Genomic DNA, 19,540 nt, shown 5'->3' with positions numbered 1-19,540 from the left:
GAAAGCGCAAACAACAGGGCCGTTCCAGCTGGAACGGCCCTGTTTTCGCCCACGGCCAAGCAGGCCGGCAATACTTTACAAGGCTTGCGGATCAATCTCCGCCACGCTCTCGAACACATAGTCCGGCTGGTAGGGAAACTGCTCCATGGATTCGCGCGACGACACCCCGGACAACACCAGCGCGGTGCCCATGCCTGCCTCGATGCCGCCGACGATGTCGGTGTCCATCCGGTCCCCTATCATCACCGCCTCTTCCGGATGCACGCCCAGCTTGCGGGTGGCCAGCATCATCATCAGCGAATTGGGCTTGCCGACGATGTAAGGCTTCTTGCCGGTGGCGGCCTCGATGGCGGCCAGCAGCGTGCCGGCGGCCGGCTCGTAGCCGCCGCCCTCTATCGGGTCGATCATGTCCGGATTGGTGCCGATGAATTTGGCGCCCTGATCGATGAAGCGCACCGCCTTCTTGATCTGCTCGAAACTGAAGGTCTGCGACTTGGCCACCACCACGTAATCGGGGTGGGATTCGGAAATGGAAAAACCGACGTTGTACAACTCGTTGATCAGGCCGGCGCCGCCCACCACATAGGCGGTGGGCATGGCCTTGCGCGTCTGGCTGCGCAGAAACATCGCCGTCGCCATCGCGCTGGTGATGAAATTGTCTTCCGTCACGCCATTGATGCCCAGGCTCTCCAGTTTCAGCCTCAGATCCAGCGGCGTCTGCTCCGCGTTATTGGTCAAAAACAGGAAGGGCGTGCCGCCCTGGGTCAGGCGGTTGACGAAATCGCGCGCGCCCGGAATCAGTTGCTTGCCCCGATAAATCACTCCGTCCATGTCGGAAATGATGCTTTTGCTCATTACGGTATATCCAAAACACAGGTGCCGACTCCGCCGGCACGGTGGCGGGCCGCGGCGTCATTGCGCCGCAACCGCGACAGCATAGCACGGCGGGCCTGAGGCCAAGGGCTTCCTTGTCGGCCCGGCGCGGCGCCTCCGCCGGCCGCGCCGCTCCATCCCAACGGACAGGTGACGCGGCGACAAGCTATCTGTATGGGATCTTTGCCTGTACCATCAGTGCCAGATGCACGCCTGCCCGCCCGGCCGTTCCGCCGGCGGGCTCCTTTCGCAGCAGCGGCCGCCCCCTCTCCGGGCGCGACTTTTTGCCATCCAGGGAGCGCAGCACGTATGAACATCGACGCCATCCGCGAGCAGGCCTTCGCCATGCCGCTGACCAATCCCGCCTTCCCCCGCGGCCCCTACCGCTTCACCAACCGCGAATTCTTCATCATCACTTACCGCACCGACCCGGCCAAGCTGCGCGAAGCGGTGCCGGAACCGCTGCAGCCTGCCTCCGATCTGGTCAACTTCGAATTCATCCGCATGCCGGACTCCACCGGCTTCGGCGACTACACCGAAAGCGGCCAGGTGATCCCGGTCTCGCTGGGCGGCGTGGCCGGCAACTACACCCACGCGATGTATCTGAACGACCATCCGCCCATCGCCGGCGGCCGCGAGCTGTGGGGCTTTCCCAAGAAACTGGCCTGCCCGCGGCTGCAAGTGCATACCGACACCCTGGTGGGCGAACTGGACTACGGCCCGGTGCGGGTGGCCACCGCCACCATGGGCTACAAGCATCACGCCCAGGACGCCAGCGCGCTGCAGCGCTCCATGGTCAACACCCCCAATTTCCTCTTGAAGATCATCCCGCACGTGGACGGCAGCCCGCGCATTTGCGAGCTGGTGCGCTTCTACCTGAAGGACGTGACCGTGCACGGCGCCTGGAGCGGGCCGGCGGCGCTGGCGCTGTTCCCGCACGCGCTGGCCCCGGTGGCGGAGCTGCCGGTGCTGGAGGTGGTGGAAGCGCGCCACATCATCGCCGACCTGACCCTGGGCCTGGGTGAGGTGGAGTTCGATTACCTGAACTAAGAAGCTGTGCAATGTCTGCTGCGCGTCGTGAGACATGGCACGGTGAGCACAAGCTCAAAATGCTCACGCAGCACTCGTACATTGCGCTTTTTCGCTAGTTTTCGCCTTGTCTCGCTCTTGCTCGCGAGATCGTAAACACCTTCCAAGAAGCCGCTTGCCAGCGGCTGTAAACCGCTTCTAAACGGCCCTACCCACGGACAACAAGGAGAGCAGCATGCAATTGAACGGCAAAGTGGCATTGATCACCGGCGCGGCCAGCGGCATAGGCAAGGCCATTGCGGAAACCTACGCCCGGGCCGGCGCGGCGGTGGCCATCGCCGACATCAATCTGGCGGCGGCGCAGGCCGCGGCGGCGGAGATCCAGGCCGCCGGCGGCAAGGCGGTGGGCGTGGCGATGGACGTGACCAACGAGGAATCCGTCAACGCCGGCACCCAGGCGGCGGTGGACGCGCTGGGCGCGCTGGACATCCTGATTTCCAACGCCGGCATCCAGATCGTCAACCCGCTGGTGGACTACAAGTTTTCCGACTGGAAGAAAATGCAGGCCATCCACGTGGACGGCGCCTTTCTCACCACCAAGGCCGCGCTGCCGCATATGTACAAGGACAAGCGCGGCGGCACGGTGATTTATATGGGATCAGTGCATTCTCACGAGGCGTCCAAGCTCAAGTCCGCCTACGTCACCGCCAAGCACGCGCTGCTGGGCCTGTGCCGGGTGCTGGCCAAGGAAGGCGCGGAATACAATGTGCGCGCCCACGTGGTCTGCCCCGGCTTCGTGCGCACGCCGCTGGTGGAGAAGCAGATTCCGGAACAGGCCAAGGAGCTGGGCATCAGCGAGGAAGAAGTGGTCAAGAACGTGATGCTGGGCAATACCGTGGACGGGGTGTTCACCACGGTGGAGGACGTGGCTCAGACCGCGCTGTTCCTGGCCGCCTTCCCCAGCGCGGCGCTGACCGGCCAATCCGTCATCGTCAGCCACGGCTGGTATATGCAATGACGCCGCCGCACAATCCGGCCTGCCCGCAAACCGGCGGCCTGTACCAGAGCCGCAGCCTGCCGCCCGGCCACCGCTATCAGGTGCTGGCGCTGGTGCTGCAAGGCGGCGGCGCGCTGGGCTCCTACCAGCCCGGCGTCTACCAGGGCCTGGCCGAGGCCGACCTCCACCCCAACTGGGTGGCCGGCATTTCCATAGGCGCGCTCAACGCCGCCGTCATCGCCGGCAATCCGCCGGAACGGCGGGTGGAACAGTTGCGCGCTTTCTGGGACACCATCTGCCGGCCGCCGTTTCTGCCGCCCAGCCCGTTCAGCCACCTGGACACCCACCATTGGCCGGCGGGGCTGAACGGGCTGATGGCCAGCTGGGAGGCCTGGCGCGCATTGACCGAAGGTCAGAACGGCTTCTTCCTGCCGCGCTCGCCGTGGCCGGCCGGCGCGCCCTCGCCCGCCAATTGCAGCCTCTACGACACCACGCCGCTGAAAGGCACGCTGGAACGCTTCGCCGACTTCGACCGCATCAACGACAGCGATCAGATGCGGGTGTCGGTGGGCGCGGTCAATCTGCGCAGCGGCAACTTCGTCTATTTCGACAATACCCGCCAGCGGCTGCGCGCCGAGCATTTCATGGCCTCCGGCGCGCTGCCGCCCGGCTTTCCGGCGGTGGAGATAGACGGCGAGTACTACTGGGACGGCGGCCTGGTGTCCAACACGCCGCTGAAGCAGATACTGGGCTCCGAGCCGCGCAAGAACTCCTTGGTGTTCCAGGTGGACCTGTGGAGCGCTAAAGGGGAGCCGCCCACCGACATGAAGGCGATCGCGATGCGGCAGAAGGACATCCAGTATTCCAGCCGCACCCGGCAGATCACCGACACGATGAAGCGGGAGCAGAACTACCGCGGCCTGCTGCGGCAGCTGATGGAGCTGGTGCCGGAAGCGCAGCGCGAGCACCCCGCCTACCGCCACGCCCGCGAGCTGGCCTGCGGCCGGCTGTTGAAAGTGATCCACCTGATCTATCAGGACAAGGAATACGAGGACCACCACAAGGACTATCAGTTCGGCGCCCAGACCATGCGCGCGCACTGGACCAGCGGCTATCAGGACATCTGCCGCACACTGAGCCATCCGGACTGGCTGGAGATGCCGTCGCCGGACCGGCCCTTCGTCACTCACGACGTGCACCGCTGAGGCGGCGGCCCCGCCTCAAATCCAGGCCGCCGCGTTCTCCACGCCGGCGCTAAGCCTGGCGGACAAGTGCGATGGCTGGCGACAACAACTCATGAGCACTCCTAAAGCGGCGCCCACCGTGTTTCGCCCCGCGGCGCGTGGCGGATCGCTAGCCCTCCCTCAGGCTTGCGCCGCCCGCCGTCCCAGTTCCAGCCAATCCAACACCGCCGGCCGCCGCCACTGGCGCTCGGCGTAGGCGGCCAGCCGCGGCGGCAGGATGGCGTCGTATTGCAGCCGCTTCAACATCAGCGCCAGGTCGGTGTCGGCCAGACACCAGGCGCCGAACAGATCGCCGCCGTCGGCCGGCAGCAATTGCTCCGCCGCGGCGATCAGCTTGTGCGCCGCCTGCCGCGCTTCCGGCGCCAGGGTGCCGACCGCCGGCCGCAGAAACACCGCCTCGGTGTTGCGGTCTTCGCGCAAGGCCATCAGGTCGCTGCGCAGCCAGGCTTGCAGCTGGCGCGCGCGGGCGCGTTGGCGCAGGTCCAGCGGGTAGAGCCGGGGGCGCTCGGGATAAGCGTCTTCAAGATATTCGGCGATGGCCGAGGATTCGCTGAGTTGGAAGTCGCCGTCTTCCAGCATCGGCACGCGGGCGGTCAGCGACTGGCGCTGATAGTCCGGGGCCAGGTTGGCTTGCGCCTCAAGGCTCAAGGTCGCCAACTCGAAGGCCAGCCCTTTTTCCTTCAGGGCGACGAAGGCGGACAAGGCGTAGGGACTGAGGAAACGGGAATCGACATGCAGCAGCACGAGAGCCTCCGGAGGCGGAATACGGAACCTCAGATGCTAGCGACGTCAGACGTCCGGCGCCAGCGCCGAAACGCGAACACTGCGTTCCGGCGCGCCGCCCATTTGGGCGTTTAACCGAACAGACCGGTGGACAGGTAGCGATCGCCGCGGTCGCAAACAATGGAAACGATGACCGCGTTTTCCAGCTGGCGCGACAGGCGCAGCGCCACCGCCAGCGCGCCGCCGGACGAAGGCCCGGCCAGGATGCCCTCCTCGCGCGCCAGTTGCCGCGCCATGTCCTCCGCCTCCTGCTGGCCGACGTGCTGCAAATCGTCCAGCTGCGAGAAGTCGCAGATCTTGGGCACATAGGGATCTTCCCATTTGCGGATGCCGGCGATCTGGCTGCCCGGTTCCGGATGCACGCCCACGATCTGGATCGCCGGATTTTGCTGCTTCAGATAACGGCCGGTGCCCATGATGGTGCCGGTGGTGCCCATGCTGGACACGAAATGGGTGATGCCGCCCCGGGTGTCCCGCCAGATTTCCGGCCCGGTGCTTTCATAGTGGGCCAGCGGATTGTCCGGATTGGAAAACTGGTCGAGGATGCGGCCCTGGCCGGCGGCTTCCATCTTGCGCGCCAGGTCGATGGAACCGGGCATCGAGGCCTCCTTGGGCGTCAACACCACCTCCGCGCCGTAGGCGCGCATCGCCTGCACCCGCTCGGCGCTGGAGTTCTCCGGCATGATGAGAATCATCTTATAACCCATCATCGCCGCCGCCATCGCCAAGGCGATGCCGGTGTTGCCGCTGGTGGGCTCGATCAGGGTGTCGCCCGGCTTGATCTCGCCGCGCTCTTCGGCGCGGCGGATCATGGACAGCGCCGGCCGGTCCTTGACCGAACCCGCCGGGTTGTTGCCTTCCAGCTTGACCAGCACGGTGTTGCTGGTGACGCCGGGCAGGCGCTTGAGTCTGACCAGCGGGGTGTGGCCGACGAAATCTTCCAGATGCTTGTACACGACGCGTTCTCCAACGGGGAACGGCCATTATACCGATTGGCTATCAGCAAAGACGGAATCCTTATGTCTAAGCAAATAACCGTTGTTGCAACTATCAGCCCGCGGACGCTTCCGCCAGCATCGCCAGCAAGTCCTCAGGGAAATAGCGCTCGCCGGAAGCGGCCAGTTCGGCCGGCGACCACCAACGGCCCCGCCCCATTACCTGTCGCTCGACCTCGGTCCAGCCGGCGTCGTCCAGCCGCGCGTGCTCTAGGCGGACCAAATGGAAATGCTCGACCGCCCGCACCCGCTCGCCGTCCAGCAGCGTCAATTCGAACGAACGGCAGGCCACGACCGGGCCGGGATCGGCGATGTGATGGCCGGTCTCCTCCCGACATTCGCGCCGCGCGGCGTCGGCCAGGCTTTCGCCGTCCTCCACCTCGCCGCCCGGCGTGAACCAGTATTCGACCTGGCCCGCCGGCTGACAGGGGAACAACAGCACCCTGCCCGCCGGGTCCAGCGTCAGCAGCCGCGCCGCCTGCCGGATGCGCAGCGTCATTGCTTGATCAGCCAGTCCACGTAGCGATCCACGCCCTGCTCGACGTTGAAGAGCTCGGCGCCGTAACCGGCGCTGCGCAGCTTGCCGATGTCGGCCTGGGTGAAGCTCTGGTACTTGCCCTTGAGCGCGTCGGGGAAATCCACGTATTCGACGATGCCCTGGGCCGCCATCTCCTCCAGGCTCAGCGCCGGCTGGCCCTCATGGCGGCGGCAGGCGTTGACGGTGGCCACGGCCACGTCGTTGAACGGCTGCGAGCGGCCGGAGCCCAGATTGAAGATGCCGCTCTTTTCCGGGTGATCCAGGAAATAGAGATTGATCTTGGCCACGTCTTCCACCGACACGAAGTCACGGCTTTGCATGCCGTCGCCCCAGCCGTCCCAGCCGCCGAACAGCTTGACCTTGCCGTGCTCGCGGTACTGGTTGAAATGGTGGAAAGCCACCGAGGCCATGCGGCCCTTGTGCTGTTCGCGCGGGCCGTAGACGTTGAAATAGCGGAAGCCCACCGCCTGCGCGCTCAGGCCTTCCTTCATCCGTTGGCGCAACACCTGGTCGAACAGGAATTTGGAATAGCCGTAGACGTTGAGCGGGCCCTCGTACTGGCGCTCTTCCTTGAACACGGTGCCCTTGCCGTAGGTGGCGGCGCTGGAGGCGTAGAGGAACTGGATTTCCTCGTGCTGACAGTAGTCGAACAGGGCCAGCGTGTACTGATAGTTGTTGTCCATCATGTACTTGCCGTCGTGGTTCATGGTGTCGGAGCAGGCGCCCTGATGCAGGATGGCGGACAGCTCGCCCTCGAACTCGCCTTCCAGCAGCAGGGCCAGGAAATCGTGCTTGTCCATGTAATGGGCGATTTCGCAATCCACCAGATTGCGGAATTTGTCGCCGCTGGACAGATTGTCCACGGCGATGATGTCGGTGACGCCGCGCTCGTTCAGCGCCTTGACCAGGTTGGAACCGATAAAACCGGCGGCGCCGGTGACGACGATAGTCATGTTTTGCCTTTCCGCCGCCGGCCATCGCCAACGGCGCGGGATAGGGGTTTGCGTTTAAAAGCCGGCGCCGGGCTCGGCCAGATAGGCCCGCTCTTCCGGCGTGTCCGCGCGGCCCAGCGCGGCGTTGCGGTGCGGGAAACGTCCGAAGCGGACGATCACCTCGCGGTGGCGGTGCGCGTAATCGATGAAGCTGGCCATGGCCTTGTCCTCGGCCATGGTTTCAAACAGGCGGATGGCCTCGTCCTGATCCGCCAGCGATTCGCTGTGTTCAAACGGCAGATAAACGAAGGTGCGCGCGATAGGGGGCAGTTGCCGGTCCAGGCCCTGCTCCACCATGCGGCGGGCCAAGGCCAAGGCCTGGCCGTCGCTGGCGAAGGCTTCGGCCGAGCCGCGGAACAGATTGCGCGGGAATTGATCGGTCAGAATCAGCCAGGCCAGGCCGCGGCGGGCGTCGTCGGCGTCCGGCGGCAACTCGCCGGCGCGCGCCTGCCGCCACAGCCCCAGAAAGCGTTCGCGGATAACGCCGTCGAACACCTCGTCCTTTTTGAACCAGGCGCTGCGCGGCACCGACAGGAAGCTGTCGTCGGCGCCGCCGAACCAGAACTCTAGGATGGCATCGGTATAGTGCTGCATGCGTTCTCCTTCAGGATCTAGCCTGACTGGACGGGATCACACCGCGAAAAGTTCGCGCTGGCTGCACACCGCGGTGCCCAGCTTGCCCACCACCACGCCGGCGGCGGCGTTGGCGAGACTCATCGCCACCGGCAGCGGCTGGCCGGCGGCCAGCCCCAGGCCCAAGGTGCCGATCACGGTGTCGCCGGCGCCGGACACGTCGTAAACCTCGCGCGCGAAGGTGGGCTGATGCACCACGCCCTCGTCGCGGAACAAGGTCATGCCCTCCTCGCTGCGCGTCACCAGCAAGGCGTCCAGCGCCAAGGCGGCGCGCAAGGCCTGCGCCTTGGCGGTCAGCTCGCTCTCCGACGCCCAGCGGCCGGCCACCTGGCGGAACTCGCTGCGGTTCGGCGTCAGCAAGGTGGCGCCGGCGTATTTGCTGTAGTCGTCGCCCTTGGGATCGATCAGCACCGGCTTGCCGGCCTGGCGCGCCAGTTCGATCATCTTGCTGACGTGAGTCAGGCCGCCCTTGCCGTAGTCGGACAGGATCACCACGTCGTGCTCGGCCAGGATCTGCTGATACTCTTCCAGCTTGCCGGCCAGGATTTCATGGCTGGGCGCGTCTTCGAAATCTAGGCGGATCAATTGCTGCTGCCGCGCCACCACGCGCAATTTGATGGTGGTGGCAATGCTGGGATCGCGCTTCAGCGAGGTGGCGATGCCGTCCGCCGCCAGCAGGCGCTCCAGCGCCGAGGCGGCTTCGTCGTCGCCCACCACCGACAGCAGAGTGGCCTGGCCGCCGAGGCCGGCGATATTGCGCGCCACGTTGGCGGCGCCGCCGGCGCGCTCTTCGATGCGCTCGATCTTGGCCACCGGCACCGGCGCCTCCGGCGAAATGCGGGTGGCGTCGCCGAACCAGTAACGGTCCAGCATCACATCGCCCACCACCAGAACTTTCGCTTGCGCCAGTTCGGCGGCCAGTTTGGAGCTGTCCAGCCCCAGGTCTTGCATCAGGCCCATGGCTATCCTCAGCGGCCGATCGCGAAGTAATCGAAGCCCTGCTCGCGCATCCAGGCCGGATCGTACATATTGCGGCCGTCGAACACCAAGGGCTGCTTCAGCGCCTGCTTGACCGCGTCCAGGTCCGGCGCGCGGAACATCTTCCACTCGGTGACGATCAGCAAGGCGTCCGCCCGCTGCAGCGCCGCCATCATGTCGTCGGCGAAGCTCAGGCCGGCGATGTCGCCCATCACCCGCTGCGCTTCGTGGGTGGCCACCGGATCGAAGGCCACCACTTCCGCGCCGCGGCGGCTCAGTTCTTCCGCGATCACGCGGCTGGGCGCTTCGCGCATATCGTCGGTATTGGGCTTGAAGGCCAGGCCCCACATCGCGAAACGGCGGCCGGACAGATCCTGGCCGAAACGCGCCAGCACCTTGTCCACCAGGCGCAGCTTCTGCAGATCGTTGGCTTCTTCCACCGCCGTCAGCACGCGCAGATCATGGCCGTTTTCCTTGGCGGTCTGCACCAGGGCCTTGACGTCCTTGGGGAAGCAGGAGCCGCCGTAACCGACGCCCGGATACAGGAAGTGGTAGCCGATGCGCGGATCGGAGCCCATGCCCAAGCGCACCTGTTCGATGTCGGCTCCCAGGCTCTCGGCCAGATTGGCCAGTTCGTTCATGAAGGAGATGCGCGTCGCCAGCATGGCGTTGGCCGCGTACTTGGTCAGCTCGGCGGAGCGCACGTCCATCAGCAGCACGCGTTCGTGGTTGCGCTGGAACGGCGCGTACAGCCGGCGCATCATCGCGGCCGCGCGTTCGTCGTCGACGCCGATCACCACGCGGTCCGGGCGCATGAAGTCGTCGATGGCCGCACCCTCTTTCAGGAATTCCGGGTTGGACACCACGCTGAATTCCAGCGCTTCGCCGCGCTCGGCCAGGGTTTCCGCCACCGCGGCCTTGACCAGGTCGGCGGTGCCCACCGGCACCGTGGACTTGTCGACGATGACTTTGTAATCCGTCATATGGCGGCCGATATTGCGCGCCGCGGCCAGCACGTATTGCAGGTCGGCGGAGCCGTCCTCGTCCGGCGGGGTGCCGACGGCGATGAACTGCACGTCGCCGAAGGCCACCGATTCGGCGATGTCGGTGGTGAAGCTGAGCCGGCCGGCGGCGACGTTGCGCCGCACCATGTCTTCCAGGCCGGGTTCGAAAATGGGGATGCCGCCCTGTTTCAGGATGGCGATCTTATTGGGATCCACATCCAGGCAGCACACGTGATAGCCGGTTTCCGCCAGACACGTGCCGGTCACCAGACCGACATACCCCGTACCGATAACTGTGATTTTCATGTTTTATTGAGCCTGATAGTGCTGAATGTCTTGATTGATCGCGCGCAACACCGCCAGCGGGTCGGCGGCGCGGGTGATCGGCCGGCCTATCACCAGGTAGTCGGAGCCGGCCGCCAGCGCGGTGGTCGGCGTCATCACCCGGCGCTGATCGTCGGCGACGCTGTCCGCCAGGCGGATGCCAGGCGTCACCAGTTTGAAATCGCGGCCCAGCGCGGCTTTCAGCTCGCTGGCCTCCTGCGCCGAACACACCACGCCGTCCAGGCCGCAGTCACGGGTCAGCGCAGCCAGCCGCAGCACGTGCTCCTGCGGCGACGCGGCGATGCCGATTTCGGCCAGATCGGCGGCTTCCATGCTGGTCAGCACCGTCACCGCGATCAGCAGCGGGCGCTGGCTGTACGGCGCCAGCGCCTCGCGCGCGGCCTCCATCATCCGGCGGCCGCCGGAAGCGTGCACATTGACCATCCAGACGCCGGCTTCCGCCGCCGCCTTGCAGGCATGGGCCACGGTATTGGGAATATCGTGGAACTTCAGATCCAGGAACACCTGGAAACCCCTGGCCACCAGGCTCTCCACCAGGCTGCGGCCAGAGGAAGTGAACAACTCCTTGCCCACCTTGAGCCGGCACTCGCTCGGGTCCAGGCGGCTGGCGAAGCGCAAGGCGCTATCCGCGTCGGCGAAGTCCAGGGCCACGACGACGGGCGAAGTCGGCTGCGACGCGCCGGCTGCGATCAAAGGGTTCATGCTTGCTCCATTCTTGCCGCCGGATGCTGCCGGCGGTCTGTATTCAAATCAACGCAGCCGCTCTCCGGCGGCTGCTGATCCGCTAACCAAACCCCTGATCCCGCGTTGCGCCTCCTGGTAGTACAACGGGTACCGCCAGCGTCGGCGCGCCTTGGCTCAGGATCTCTGCGGGGTTTTGTTCGCGGCTCTTAATCTTAAGCCATGTCTTGTTACTGCGATTCCGAGCGGTTGGCGGTGAACCCTTCCCACTCGCCGCAGGCCGGGCAATGCCAGAAGAAGGCGCGCGAGCGGAAGTTGCAGCACTTGCAGCGATGCACGCTCAGGCGCTGCGCGTGCTTGAGCACCAGCGCGCGCGCCACTTCCGCGTCCATTCGGCCTTCCGGGCTCAGTTCGTCCATCTGCGCCTCGATCAGCCGGTAGACGCCGGACAGGCTGGGACGCGCGTGCACGCCCTCGCGCGCCACTTCCAGCGCCTTTTCCTCGCCCTCGTAAGTGGCGATCTTCTGGTACAACAGATCGGTCAGCTCCAGCTGCGGGAAGGTCTTCTGATAGCCGCGCAGCAAGGCGATGCCTTCCAGCGGCTTGTCCAGCCGCTCGTAGGCGTCGAACAGCCGCTCTGCGGCCATCGACAGGTATTCGTAGTTCTGCTTTTCGATGTTCTGCCAAGCCGCGATCGCCGCTTCCACATGGCCGCCGGCGAACTCGATGTCGCCGAGGATCAGGCTGGCGCGCACGCATTTGCGGTTGGCGGAAAACGCCTCGTCCACGTAGTGGCGCGCCTGCTCGCTATTGGATTTGTACAACTCGCCCTGGGCCAGCTCGCAATAGAACTGCGCCACTTCGTGCTGGAAGGAATGCGCGTCGCTGCGCAACTCCTTGGCGGTGGCGATGGCCTTGTGCCAGTCGCGGTCCTGCTGGTAGATGTCCAGCAGCTGACGGCGCGCCGCCAGGCCCATATTGCCGTCCTGCAGCTTGATCAGTATCTCTTCCGCCCTGTCCACCAGGCCGGCTTTGCGGAAATCCTGGGCCAGTTCGAAGCGCACCGCGTCGCGGTGCTCGGCCGGCAGGTCCGGCGCGTCCAGCATGCGCTGATGCAGGCGGATGGCGCGATCGTTCTCGCCGCGCTTGCGGTACAGCTTGCCCAGGGTGTGCTGCAGCTCCAGCGCCGAGCCTTGCTGGCGCGCCACTTCGGCCAAGGCCGAGGCGGCGATGTCGGTCTTGTCCTCCACCAGCGCGTCCAGACCGCGGAAAAAGCCGGTCGGCACCGCTTTCGCCTGCTTCAGCACCGTGCGCATGTCCACGCGCGCGGCAAACCAGCCCAGGCCGAAAAAGGCCGGAAACAATAGCAACCACCACAAATCCAGTTCCAACAGCAATCCTTTCCGGACAAACAACAACAGCCGCTCCGGGCGGCATCATCAAGAACGGCGGTTTGAATCGCGGCGGCGCCTAAGCGCGGCGCCGGCTCGTTTCGCCGCTCGCGCCAGGCTTAATCGGCGATCGCGTCGCTGGGATCGCTGATCACCTTGCTGGCGGGAGGACGGTTGCGCAATTCTTTTTTCAATTGGGAAAGCTCTTTCCGGCTGCGCAGATAATAGCCGAGCGTGGCGAGCAAACCAACCAGCGCGCCAACCACGAAAAACAGCAGCAGAAACACGATCAGCGGCGCGGACCAGGACTGGCCGAAGAACAATTTGAATTCAACCGCATGGCTGTTTTGCACGGTGACCGCGATCAGGAATACCAACAGGGCCAATTCAACGATACGAAGCAGGTAACGCATGATCTCGCTCGATTTGTTTGCCGGAGTGCAAGTTTAAACGATAGCCCGGCGCAACCCAAGCTGGAATTTCAGCCGCGCAAAGAAAAAGCGCCGCAAAAAGCGGCGCTTCGGATTCGCTAGACAGGGCATGAAGGCCTAGGCTTCGCTCTGCTCCAACAGGGACAGATCGACGCGTTCGCGCAATTCTTTGCCCGCCTTGAAATGCGGCACATATTTCTCAGGAACCGAGACGCTGGTGCCCGACTTGGGGTTGCGGCCAATCCGCGGCGGACGGTAGTTCAAATCGAAACTACCGAAACCGCGGATTTCAATCCGGTTTCCCTGCGCCAGGTTATTGGCCATCGCATCCAGAATGGTTTTGACGGCCAACTCAGCGTCTTTGTAGACCAACTGAGAATTGCGCTCGGCGAGTCGTTCCGACAGCCTAGCGATCAGCTCAGATTTGGTCATGTCTCAATTACTCGTTAGAGCCGGACAGTTTTGCCTTCAGCAGGGCACCCAGATTGGTGGTGCCAGCGGAAGCGCTGTCAACGGACAGGCTCTTCAGAGCAACGTTGTCTTCCTGAGCGTCTTTAGCCTTGATGGACAGGCTGATGTTGCGGGACTTGCGGTCCACGGCGATGATCACGGCTTCCACTTCTTCGCCGTCCTTCAGAACGGAGCGAGCGTCTTCCACGCGGTCGCGGGACAGTTCGGAAGCGCGCAGGTAGCCTTCAACATCGGTGTCCAGAGTCACGACGGCGCCTTTGGCGTCAACAGACTTCACGGTGCCCTTAACCAGAGCGCCCTTGTCGTTCATCGCAACGAAGTTGTTGAACGGATCGCCTTCCATCTGCTTGATGCCCAGGGAAATGCGCTCTTTCTCAACGTCGATGGACAGAACAACGGCTTCAACCTCGTCGCCCTTCTTGAACTTGCGAACGGCTTCTTCGCCGGCTTCGTTCCAGGACAGGTCGGACAGGTGAACCAGGCCGTCGATGCCGCCCGGCAGGCCAACGAACACGCCGAAGTCGGTGATGGACTTGATCGCGCCCTTCAGCTTGTCGCCTTTGTGGAAGTTGTCGGCAAACTCGTTCCACGGGTTGGCCAGGCACTGCTTCATGCCCAGGGAGATGCGACGACGGTCTTCGTCGATTTCCAGGATCATGACTTCCACTTCGTCGCCAACCTGAACTACCTTGGACGGGTGTACGTTCTTGTTGGTCCAGTCCATTTCGGACACGTGCACCAGGCCTTCGATGCCTTGTTCGATTTCCACGAACGCGCCGTAGTCGGTCAGGTTGGTCACCTTGCCGAACAGACGGGTGCCGGACGGGTAGCGGCGGGACAGGCCCACCCACGGATCTTCGCCCAGTTGCTTCAGACCCAGGGATACGCGGTTCTTCTCTTGGTCGAACTTCAGTACCTTGGCTTCCACTTCGTCGCCCACGGCCAGAACTTCGGACGGGTGCTTCACGCGGCGCCATGCCAGGTCGGTGATGTGCAGCAGGCCATCGATGCCGCCCAGGTCAACGAACGCACCGTAGTCGGTGATGTTCTTGACGATACCCTTGATGATGGCGCCCTCTTTCAGGGTTTCCAGCAGAGCTTTGCGCTCTTCGCCCAGGGTTTCTTCCAGCACGGAACGACGGGACACAACCACGTTGTTGCGCTTGCGGTCCAGCTTGATGACCTTGAATTCGATCTGTTTGTTTTCGTACGGGGTGGTGTCTTTCACCGGACGCACGTCAACCAGGGAACCCGGCAGGAAGGCGCGGATGCCGTTGACCATAACGGTCAGGCCGCCTTTCACTTTGCCGCTGATCAGACCGGACAGGATCTTGCCGGTTTCCAGAGCCTCTTCCAGCTCCACCCAAGCGGCCAGGCGCTTGGCTTTTTCGCGGGACAGCTTGGTTTCGCCAAAGCCGTTTTCCAGCGCGTCGATGGCGACGGTAACGAAGTCGCCGATGGCCACTTCGACCACGCCTTGGTCGTTCTTGAATTCTTCAGCCGGGATCAGGGACTCGGACTTGAGGCCTGCGTTCACGGTTACAAAGTTGGAATCAACTGCTACGACTTCGGCAGTGATCACCTCGCCCACGCGCATGTCGTGAAGGGTCAGGCTTTCCTCAAACAGCTGAGCGAAGTTTTCCATGGAGAGGGTAGTCATCAAGCGTACTCTCGGTGCGCGCCTTGCGGCGTGCGGGGTTAGGGTTGCACAACGGGTTTATTGCCTTGCAGCATTTTCACCCGACAAAAAAATCATAGGCCGGAGACCTGTCTTTCCTCGAACCAACGCAGAACCTGTGCGACCGCCTGGTCGATGGTCAGCTCCGTGGTGTCGAGCAAAAAGGCGTCCGGCTCCTGGCGCAGCGGCGCTACCGGCCGGGCGGCATCGCGCGCGTCCCGATCGATAATGTCCTGCAGAATCTGTGGGAGATTAGCAGAATCTCCCTTGCCGATCAACTGCTTATAGCGACGTTCGGCGCGCTCCTCGGCGCTGGCGGTCAAAAACACCTTCAAGGCGGCGGCGGGAAACACCACGGATCCCATGTCGCGGCCGTCCGTCACTAGGCCCGGCAACTGGCAGAAATCGCGTTGGCGCTGCAACAGCGCGGCGCGCACCGCCGGCAGCGCGCCCACCTTGGACGCGCCGATGCCGATGTCTTCGCTGCGGATCGCCGCGCTGGCGTCGTTGCTCTCCAGCCACACCGCGCCGTCGGCGAACTCCGCCGGCAGGCCGGCGGCGGCGGCGGCCAGCCCCGGCTCGTCGTCCCAGCCGATATTGTGACGCTGCGCGAACAGCGCCAGCAGGCGGTAAAGCGAGCCCGAATCCAGATAATGAAAACCCAGCCGCGCGGCGACCAGGGCGGCGACGGTGCCCTTGCCCGAGGCGGACGGGCCGTCGATGGCGATGACAGGTGCGGTCATGTACAGACGATGTCCTTGCAGAAATTCGCGCCGGCCGCCGCAACGGGCAACCGGCCAAACCGTCGATTTTATCTCAAGCCGCCGGCCGGCACAGCAAGATTCTACGGCGCGCGCGCCGCGGCCGCGCCGCAACGCGGGGTTTGCGCAAAGACCTTGCTGGCGGTTACATTGTCCGACGGGCGCCGCGGCGCCCTCCGCCAATCCCAAGAACACAAGATCCCGAACCGCCATGGAACAACTGCATCTCGCCCCCGTCCGCCGCCTGTCCGGCGCCATCAAGCTGCCCGGCTCCAAGAGCATCTCCAACCGCACCCTGCTGCTGGCCGCGCTGGGCAGCGGCAGCACCCTGGTGCGCGAGCTGCTGGATTCGGACGACATCCGCCACATGCTGGCGGCGTTGAAACTGCTGGGGGTGGAGATCGAACAGATAGGCGACAGCCGCGACTTCCGCGTGCAGGGCGTGGGCGGCGAATTTCCAGTCAAGAGCGCGGACCTGTTCCTCGGCAACGCCGGCACCGCCTTCCGCCCGCTGACCGCGGCGCTGGCGCTGATGCAGGGCGATTACCAGCTCAGTGGCGTGCCGCGCATGCACGAACGGCCGATCGGCGATCTGGTGGACGCGCTGCGCGAGGCCGGCGCCCGGATCCAATACCAGGGCCAGCCCGGCTACCCGCCGCTGGCCATCGCGCCGGCGCGGCTGGAGGCCGGCCGCCCGATCCCGGTCAAGGGCAATGTGTCCAGTCAGTTCCTCACCGCCCTGTTGATGGCGCTGCCGCTGACCGGCGAAACCGCGGTGATCGAAGTCGACGGCGAACTGATCTCCAAACCCTATATCGAAATCACCCTCAACCTGATGGCGCGCTTCGGCGTGCGGGTTGAGCGCGACGGCTGGCGGCGCTTCACCATTCCCGGCGGCCAGAGCTATATTTCCCCGGGCGAAGTTCACGTGGAGGGCGACGCCTCCAGCGCGTCCTACTTCCTCGCCGCCGGCGCGCTGGCGGGCGGCCCGGTGCGGGTGGAAGGCGTGGGCGCGGACAGCATACAGGGCGACGTCAAGTTCGCCGACGCGCTGCGTCTGATGGGCGCCGAGGTCAGCATGGGCCCCAACTGGATCGAAGCCAGCGCCCGCCTGCCGCTCAAGGCGATAGACGCGGACTTCAACCACATCCCGGACGCGGCGATGACGCTGGCGGTGGCGGCGCTGGCCGCCGACGGCACCAGCACGCTGCGCAATATCGAAAGCTGGCGCGTCAAGGAAACCGACCGCCTGAGCGCGATGGCCGCCGAACTGCGCAAGGTGGGCGCCGTGGTGGAGGAAGGCCAGGACTACATCCGCATCACCCCGCCGTCGGCCTTGACGCCCAACGCCGAAATCGATACCTACGACGACCACCGCATGGCGATGTGCTTCTCGCTGGTCTCGCTGCTGGGCGCGCCGGTCACCATCAACGACCCCAAGTGCGTGGCCAAGACCTTCCCGGATTACTTCGACGCGCTGGCGGCGCTGCGCGGTCAGGAATAAGAAGACGTCCTTGAGCCTGTCACCATAGCCAACAGACTCTCGCGTCCTCCCAGCCCCGCTCCGGCGGGGCTTTGTCTTGCCCGCCGCTTGCGTCCAGCCCGCCGATAAAACACAATATATGGATTAAAAAAACAGAAAGCACCTACATCATGGAAAATTTCTTCGCTCTGCGCCGCCAGTTCATGCACCAGTTCGACATTCCCAGCCCGCAGCGGCCGCAATGGCAGCCGCAACAGCTGGCGATGTGGGAAACCATGCTGGGCGAGGAACTGGCGGAATTCCAGCAGGCTCTGGCCGATTACAAGCGCCAGGACGGCGACGAGGCGGAACGCGCGCGGCGCATGGCGGAACTGCTGGCCGAAGGCGTGGACGTGCTCAATGTGCTCAGCGGCCTGCTGATGTCGCAAGGCCTGCCGCTGGAAGACATGTTCCGGGAAATCCACGCCGCCAATATGCGCAAATGCGTGGGCGGCAAGATTGTGCGCCGCGAGGACGGCAAGGTGCTGAAGCCGGCCGGCTGGCAGCCGGCCGACAAGGAGGGGGTGATACGCCGGGCGCTGGAGTTCTGAGAACCTGTTCAAAGTCTGCTGCGCGTCGTGGGCCTTACACGGCGAGCACGACTTCGAAATGCTCATGCGCCAAACGCGCACTCCGCTCTCTCAACCGCAACGCTTTGTCTCGCCTTAACTTTGAACAGGCTCTGAGAGCCCGATAAAGCCCGCCGCGCGTCGGCGACGACGACGATCTAGTGATCGCGCCGCGCGAACAGCCGGGCGATGCCGTGGTAATGCGGCTGGCCGTGGCCCACGTCCAGCGCGTATTCCTCCTGATAAGCCAGCAGGCTCAGCGCCGAGAACTGCCGGCGCAGCTCGCCGGACTGATAGTAGTGCTTGACGTAGGAAGCCGTTTCGCTGGCCACCCGCCCCTGGGCGTCGCAGCCCGGATCGTCGACCATGAACACCGACACGAACAGATAACCGCCCGGCTCCAGCGCGGCGGCCATCTGGCGCGCCAGCGCCTCGCCCTCGTTCGCGCCCAAATGGTCCAGCGAAGTATTGGCGACGATCAGCCGGTAACGCTCCGGCTCCAGCTCCAGGCCGGCCAGATCCGCCACCTTGCCGCCCACGTTCAGCCTGCGCTGGTCCGCCGCCTCGCCCAGGCTGGCGATCGCCTCCGCCGAGCCGTCCACCGCCGTCATCGCGAAGCCCTGCTGCGCCAGGAACAAGGCGTTGCGGCCCTGGCCGCAACCCAGATCCAGGCCGGCGCCGCCGCCCGCGACATGATATTTTTCCAAGTACTGAACCAAGGACGGGGACGGTTTGTCCCCGTAGAAAGACGTGCTCGAACGATACACGCCGTCGAATCCCGCTGCTGTCATGATGATGTCCCCGCTTCGGCTGCCCGCCTGATCGGCCCACCGCGGCCCGAATCTGCCGTCCGGGATACCTGTACGATAGGCCACCTACCATTTTGGACAGCATAGACGATGTCCCCAGCAAGAACATCCCTATCGATTTAGCTATTCATCAAATCATTTGCGGCAGCGCGTGCAGGGACTGCGCCGGCAGCATTTCCAGCAGCAACCAGATCGCGGTCACCGCCAGCATCGCGGCCATGCCGCAATTGAAAACGCGCAGCCGGCGCGGCGACGCCAGGAAGCGGCGCGCGGCCACGCCGGACCCCGCCCACAGGGCAATGCAGGGCAGGCCGATGACGAAGGTCAAGGCGGCGAACAGCAGGCCCGCGTGCCAGGCGTTCATCTTGGCCGGCAGAAACACCATGGCGATATTGAAGCCCATCAGCCACACTTTGGGGTTCAGCCAATTGAACAGCACTCCGCCCCAGAAGCCCATCGGCGCGCCGCCGGATTCGCCGGCGGCCGGCGCCGAGCGCGCCATGCCCCAGGACAGCCACAGCAGATAAAGACAACCGGCCATCGCCAGGTAAAGCTGCACCGAGGCGATGACGGCGATCAGGCTACCCAGAAACACCGTCAGCAAGCCCACCTGCACCGACAAGCCCAGCGACATACCCAGCAAGGCCGGCACCGTGCGGGAAAAACCGTGATTGACCCCGGACGAGGCCAGCACCAGGTTGTTCGGCCCCGGCGTGATCGACATCACCAACAAATAAGTCACCAATGCAACAAAATTCATTACCGTTCCAGCCCATTGAAGGCGCCAGGATGGTCCGGGCGCGGTTTGTTTTCAAT

21 protein-coding genes are annotated in these 19,540 nt (G+C 64.6%); 5 read left to right on the top strand and 16 right to left on the bottom strand.

Going from position 1 to position 19,540, the window contains the following annotated elements; all coding sequences use genetic code 11:
* Positions 1 to 75 precede the first annotated feature (75 nt).
* Positions 76 to 855: an HAD-IIA family hydrolase gene (locus VK98_RS06890; RefSeq protein ID WP_048413337.1), complete on the bottom strand. Its 780-nt coding sequence runs from the start codon at positions 853 to 855 to the stop codon at positions 76 to 78.
* A gap of 327 nt (positions 856 to 1,182) precedes the next feature.
* Here VK98_RS06890 and VK98_RS06885 point away from each other — a divergent pair, with 327 nt between their 5' ends.
* The 3 genes from VK98_RS06885 (at position 1,183) to VK98_RS06875 (ending at position 4,104) form a co-directional block, all read left to right on the top strand.
* Positions 1,183 to 1,923, top strand: coding sequence for an acetoacetate decarboxylase (locus VK98_RS06885; protein WP_048413336.1), 741 nt, complete (start codon positions 1,183 to 1,185; stop codon positions 1,921 to 1,923).
* Positions 1,924 to 2,137: 214 nt separating this feature from the next.
* The gene (locus VK98_RS06880; RefSeq protein WP_048413335.1) at positions 2,138 to 2,920 is read left to right on the top strand and encodes a 3-hydroxybutyrate dehydrogenase; all 783 of its coding nucleotides are present in this window, start codon (positions 2,138 to 2,140) and stop codon (positions 2,918 to 2,920) included.
* A complete protein-coding gene (locus VK98_RS06875; protein WP_048413334.1) occupies positions 2,917 to 4,104 on the top strand; it encodes a patatin-like phospholipase family protein in 1,188 nt (395 codons plus the stop codon). Before VK98_RS06880 ends, VK98_RS06875 begins: the two co-directional genes overlap by 4 nt.
* Before the next feature lie 159 nt (positions 4,105 to 4,263).
* On the opposite strand, the gene yfcF is transcribed toward VK98_RS06875, so the two are convergent.
* The 13 genes from yfcF to cmk all read right to left on the bottom strand — a co-directional run bounded on the left by yfcF (position 4,264) and on the right by cmk (position 15,806).
* A complete protein-coding gene (yfcF, locus tag VK98_RS06870) occupies positions 4,264 to 4,887 on the bottom strand; it encodes a glutathione transferase (protein WP_048413333.1) in 624 nt (207 codons plus the stop codon).
* Positions 4,888 to 4,997: 110 nt separating this feature from the next.
* Positions 4,998 to 5,882 carry a cysteine synthase CysM gene (cysM, locus tag VK98_RS06865; protein ID WP_048413332.1) on the bottom strand — a complete coding sequence of 295 codons (885 nt, stop codon included), beginning with the start codon at positions 5,880 to 5,882 and terminating at the stop codon, positions 4,998 to 5,000.
* Positions 5,883 to 5,976: 94 nt separating this feature from the next.
* On the bottom strand, positions 5,977 to 6,420 hold the full coding sequence (locus VK98_RS06860) for an NUDIX hydrolase (RefSeq protein ID WP_048413331.1): 444 nt from the start codon (positions 6,418 to 6,420) through the stop codon (positions 5,977 to 5,979).
* Positions 6,417 to 7,412, bottom strand: coding sequence for an ADP-glyceromanno-heptose 6-epimerase (gene rfaD / locus VK98_RS06855; protein WP_048413330.1), 996 nt, complete (start codon positions 7,410 to 7,412; stop codon positions 6,417 to 6,419). Before rfaD ends, VK98_RS06860 begins: the two co-directional genes overlap by 4 nt.
* Before the next feature lie 54 nt (positions 7,413 to 7,466).
* Positions 7,467 to 8,045: a DUF924 family protein gene (locus VK98_RS06850; RefSeq protein ID WP_048413329.1), complete on the bottom strand. Its 579-nt coding sequence runs from the start codon at positions 8,043 to 8,045 to the stop codon at positions 7,467 to 7,469.
* A 36-nt stretch (positions 8,046 to 8,081) separates the two neighbouring features.
* On the bottom strand, positions 8,082 to 9,044 hold the full coding sequence (rfaE1, locus tag VK98_RS06845; RefSeq protein ID WP_053077271.1) for a D-glycero-beta-D-manno-heptose-7-phosphate kinase: 963 nt from the start codon (positions 9,042 to 9,044) through the stop codon (positions 8,082 to 8,084).
* A gap of 8 nt (positions 9,045 to 9,052) precedes the next feature.
* Positions 9,053 to 10,372 (bottom strand): UDP-glucose/GDP-mannose dehydrogenase family protein, encoded by a 1,320-nt coding sequence (locus VK98_RS06840; protein ID WP_048413328.1) that lies wholly within the window; start codon positions 10,370 to 10,372, stop codon positions 9,053 to 9,055.
* A gap of 3 nt (positions 10,373 to 10,375) precedes the next feature.
* Positions 10,376 to 11,113 (bottom strand): orotidine-5'-phosphate decarboxylase, encoded by a 738-nt coding sequence (gene pyrF / locus VK98_RS06835; protein ID WP_048413327.1) that lies wholly within the window; start codon positions 11,111 to 11,113, stop codon positions 10,376 to 10,378.
* Between the two features lie 209 nt (positions 11,114 to 11,322).
* Positions 11,323 to 12,483 (bottom strand): lipopolysaccharide assembly protein LapB, encoded by a 1,161-nt coding sequence (gene lapB, locus VK98_RS06830; RefSeq protein WP_048413380.1) that lies wholly within the window; start codon positions 12,481 to 12,483, stop codon positions 11,323 to 11,325.
* A 119-nt stretch (positions 12,484 to 12,602) separates the two neighbouring features.
* The gene (locus VK98_RS06825; protein WP_019104285.1) at positions 12,603 to 12,896 is read right to left on the bottom strand and encodes a lipopolysaccharide assembly LapA domain-containing protein; all 294 of its coding nucleotides are present in this window, start codon (positions 12,894 to 12,896) and stop codon (positions 12,603 to 12,605) included.
* Between the two features lie 135 nt (positions 12,897 to 13,031).
* Positions 13,032 to 13,346, bottom strand: a complete 315-nt coding sequence (locus VK98_RS06820; protein ID WP_019104286.1) for an integration host factor subunit beta — start codon at positions 13,344 to 13,346, stop codon at positions 13,032 to 13,034.
* 7 nt (positions 13,347 to 13,353) lie between these two features.
* A complete protein-coding gene (rpsA, locus tag VK98_RS06815; protein ID WP_085951937.1) occupies positions 13,354 to 15,045 on the bottom strand; it encodes a 30S ribosomal protein S1 in 1,692 nt (563 codons plus the stop codon).
* 92 nt (positions 15,046 to 15,137) lie between these two features.
* Positions 15,138 to 15,806 (bottom strand): (d)CMP kinase, encoded by a 669-nt coding sequence (gene cmk / locus VK98_RS06810; protein WP_048413326.1) that lies wholly within the window; start codon positions 15,804 to 15,806, stop codon positions 15,138 to 15,140.
* Positions 15,807 to 16,035: 229 nt separating this feature from the next.
* Between cmk and aroA the strand changes: the two genes are divergently transcribed.
* Positions 16,036 to 17,328: a 3-phosphoshikimate 1-carboxyvinyltransferase gene (aroA, locus tag VK98_RS06805; RefSeq protein ID WP_048413325.1), complete on the top strand. Its 1,293-nt coding sequence runs from the start codon at positions 16,036 to 16,038 to the stop codon at positions 17,326 to 17,328.
* A 149-nt stretch (positions 17,329 to 17,477) separates the two neighbouring features.
* Positions 17,478 to 17,897 (top strand): nucleoside triphosphate pyrophosphohydrolase family protein, encoded by a 420-nt coding sequence (locus tag VK98_RS06800; RefSeq protein ID WP_048413324.1) that lies wholly within the window; start codon positions 17,478 to 17,480, stop codon positions 17,895 to 17,897.
* A gap of 176 nt (positions 17,898 to 18,073) precedes the next feature.
* Here the strand turns inward: VK98_RS06800 and VK98_RS22710 are convergent, their stop codons facing one another.
* The gene (locus VK98_RS22710; RefSeq protein WP_082158802.1) at positions 18,074 to 18,706 is read right to left on the bottom strand and encodes a bifunctional 2-polyprenyl-6-hydroxyphenol methylase/3-demethylubiquinol 3-O-methyltransferase UbiG; all 633 of its coding nucleotides are present in this window, start codon (positions 18,704 to 18,706) and stop codon (positions 18,074 to 18,076) included.
* Positions 18,707 to 18,854: 148 nt separating this feature from the next.
* Positions 18,855 to 19,484: a LysE family translocator gene (locus VK98_RS06790; protein ID WP_048413323.1), complete on the bottom strand. Its 630-nt coding sequence runs from the start codon at positions 19,482 to 19,484 to the stop codon at positions 18,855 to 18,857.
* Positions 19,485 to 19,540: the final 56 nt, after the last annotated feature.

Origin of the sequence: Chromobacterium sp. LK11, assembly GCF_001043705.1 — a bacterium.
In the GTDB taxonomy this organism is placed as follows: domain Bacteria; phylum Pseudomonadota; class Gammaproteobacteria; order Burkholderiales; family Chromobacteriaceae; genus Chromobacterium; species Chromobacterium alkanivorans.
This window is presented reverse-complemented; position numbering and strand designations above follow the sequence as displayed.

Coding starts and splice junctions, on each gene's coding strand:
- VK98_RS06825 (WP_019104285.1), bottom strand. CDS start 12,896: ATGCGTTACCTGCTTCGTATCGTTGAATTGGCCCTGTTGGTATTCCTG.
- VK98_RS06890 (WP_048413337.1), bottom strand. CDS start 855: ATGAGCAAAAGCATCATTTCCGACATGGACGGAGTGATTTATCGGGGC.
- VK98_RS22710 (WP_082158802.1), bottom strand. CDS start 18,706: ATGACAGCAGCGGGATTCGACGGCGTGTATCGTTCGAGCACGTCTTTC.
- VK98_RS06880 (WP_048413335.1), top strand. CDS start 2,138: ATGCAATTGAACGGCAAAGTGGCATTGATCACCGGCGCGGCCAGCGGC.
- VK98_RS06800 (WP_048413324.1), top strand. CDS start 17,478: ATGGAAAATTTCTTCGCTCTGCGCCGCCAGTTCATGCACCAGTTCGAC.
- pyrF (WP_048413327.1), bottom strand. CDS start 11,113: ATGAACCCTTTGATCGCAGCCGGCGCGTCGCAGCCGACTTCGCCCGTC.
- VK98_RS06875 (WP_048413334.1), top strand. CDS start 2,917: ATGACGCCGCCGCACAATCCGGCCTGCCCGCAAACCGGCGGCCTGTAC.
- rfaE1 (WP_053077271.1), bottom strand. CDS start 9,044: ATGGGCCTGATGCAAGACCTGGGGCTGGACAGCTCCAAACTGGCCGCC.
- VK98_RS06820 (WP_019104286.1), bottom strand. CDS start 13,346: ATGACCAAATCTGAGCTGATCGCTAGGCTGTCGGAACGACTCGCCGAG.
- aroA (WP_048413325.1), top strand. CDS start 16,036: ATGGAACAACTGCATCTCGCCCCCGTCCGCCGCCTGTCCGGCGCCATC.
- rfaD (WP_048413330.1), bottom strand. CDS start 7,412: ATGACTATCGTCGTCACCGGCGCCGCCGGTTTTATCGGTTCCAACCTG.
- rpsA (WP_085951937.1), bottom strand. CDS start 15,045: ATGACTACCCTCTCCATGGAAAACTTCGCTCAGCTGTTTGAGGAAAGC.
- VK98_RS06885 (WP_048413336.1), top strand. CDS start 1,183: ATGAACATCGACGCCATCCGCGAGCAGGCCTTCGCCATGCCGCTGACC.
- cmk (WP_048413326.1), bottom strand. CDS start 15,806: ATGACCGCACCTGTCATCGCCATCGACGGCCCGTCCGCCTCGGGCAAG.
- VK98_RS06790 (WP_048413323.1), bottom strand. CDS start 19,484: ATGAATTTTGTTGCATTGGTGACTTATTTGTTGGTGATGTCGATCACG.
- VK98_RS06850 (WP_048413329.1), bottom strand. CDS start 8,045: ATGCAGCACTATACCGATGCCATCCTAGAGTTCTGGTTCGGCGGCGCC.
- VK98_RS06840 (WP_048413328.1), bottom strand. CDS start 10,372: ATGAAAATCACAGTTATCGGTACGGGGTATGTCGGTCTGGTGACCGGC.
- VK98_RS06860 (WP_048413331.1), bottom strand. CDS start 6,420: ATGACGCTGCGCATCCGGCAGGCGGCGCGGCTGCTGACGCTGGACCCG.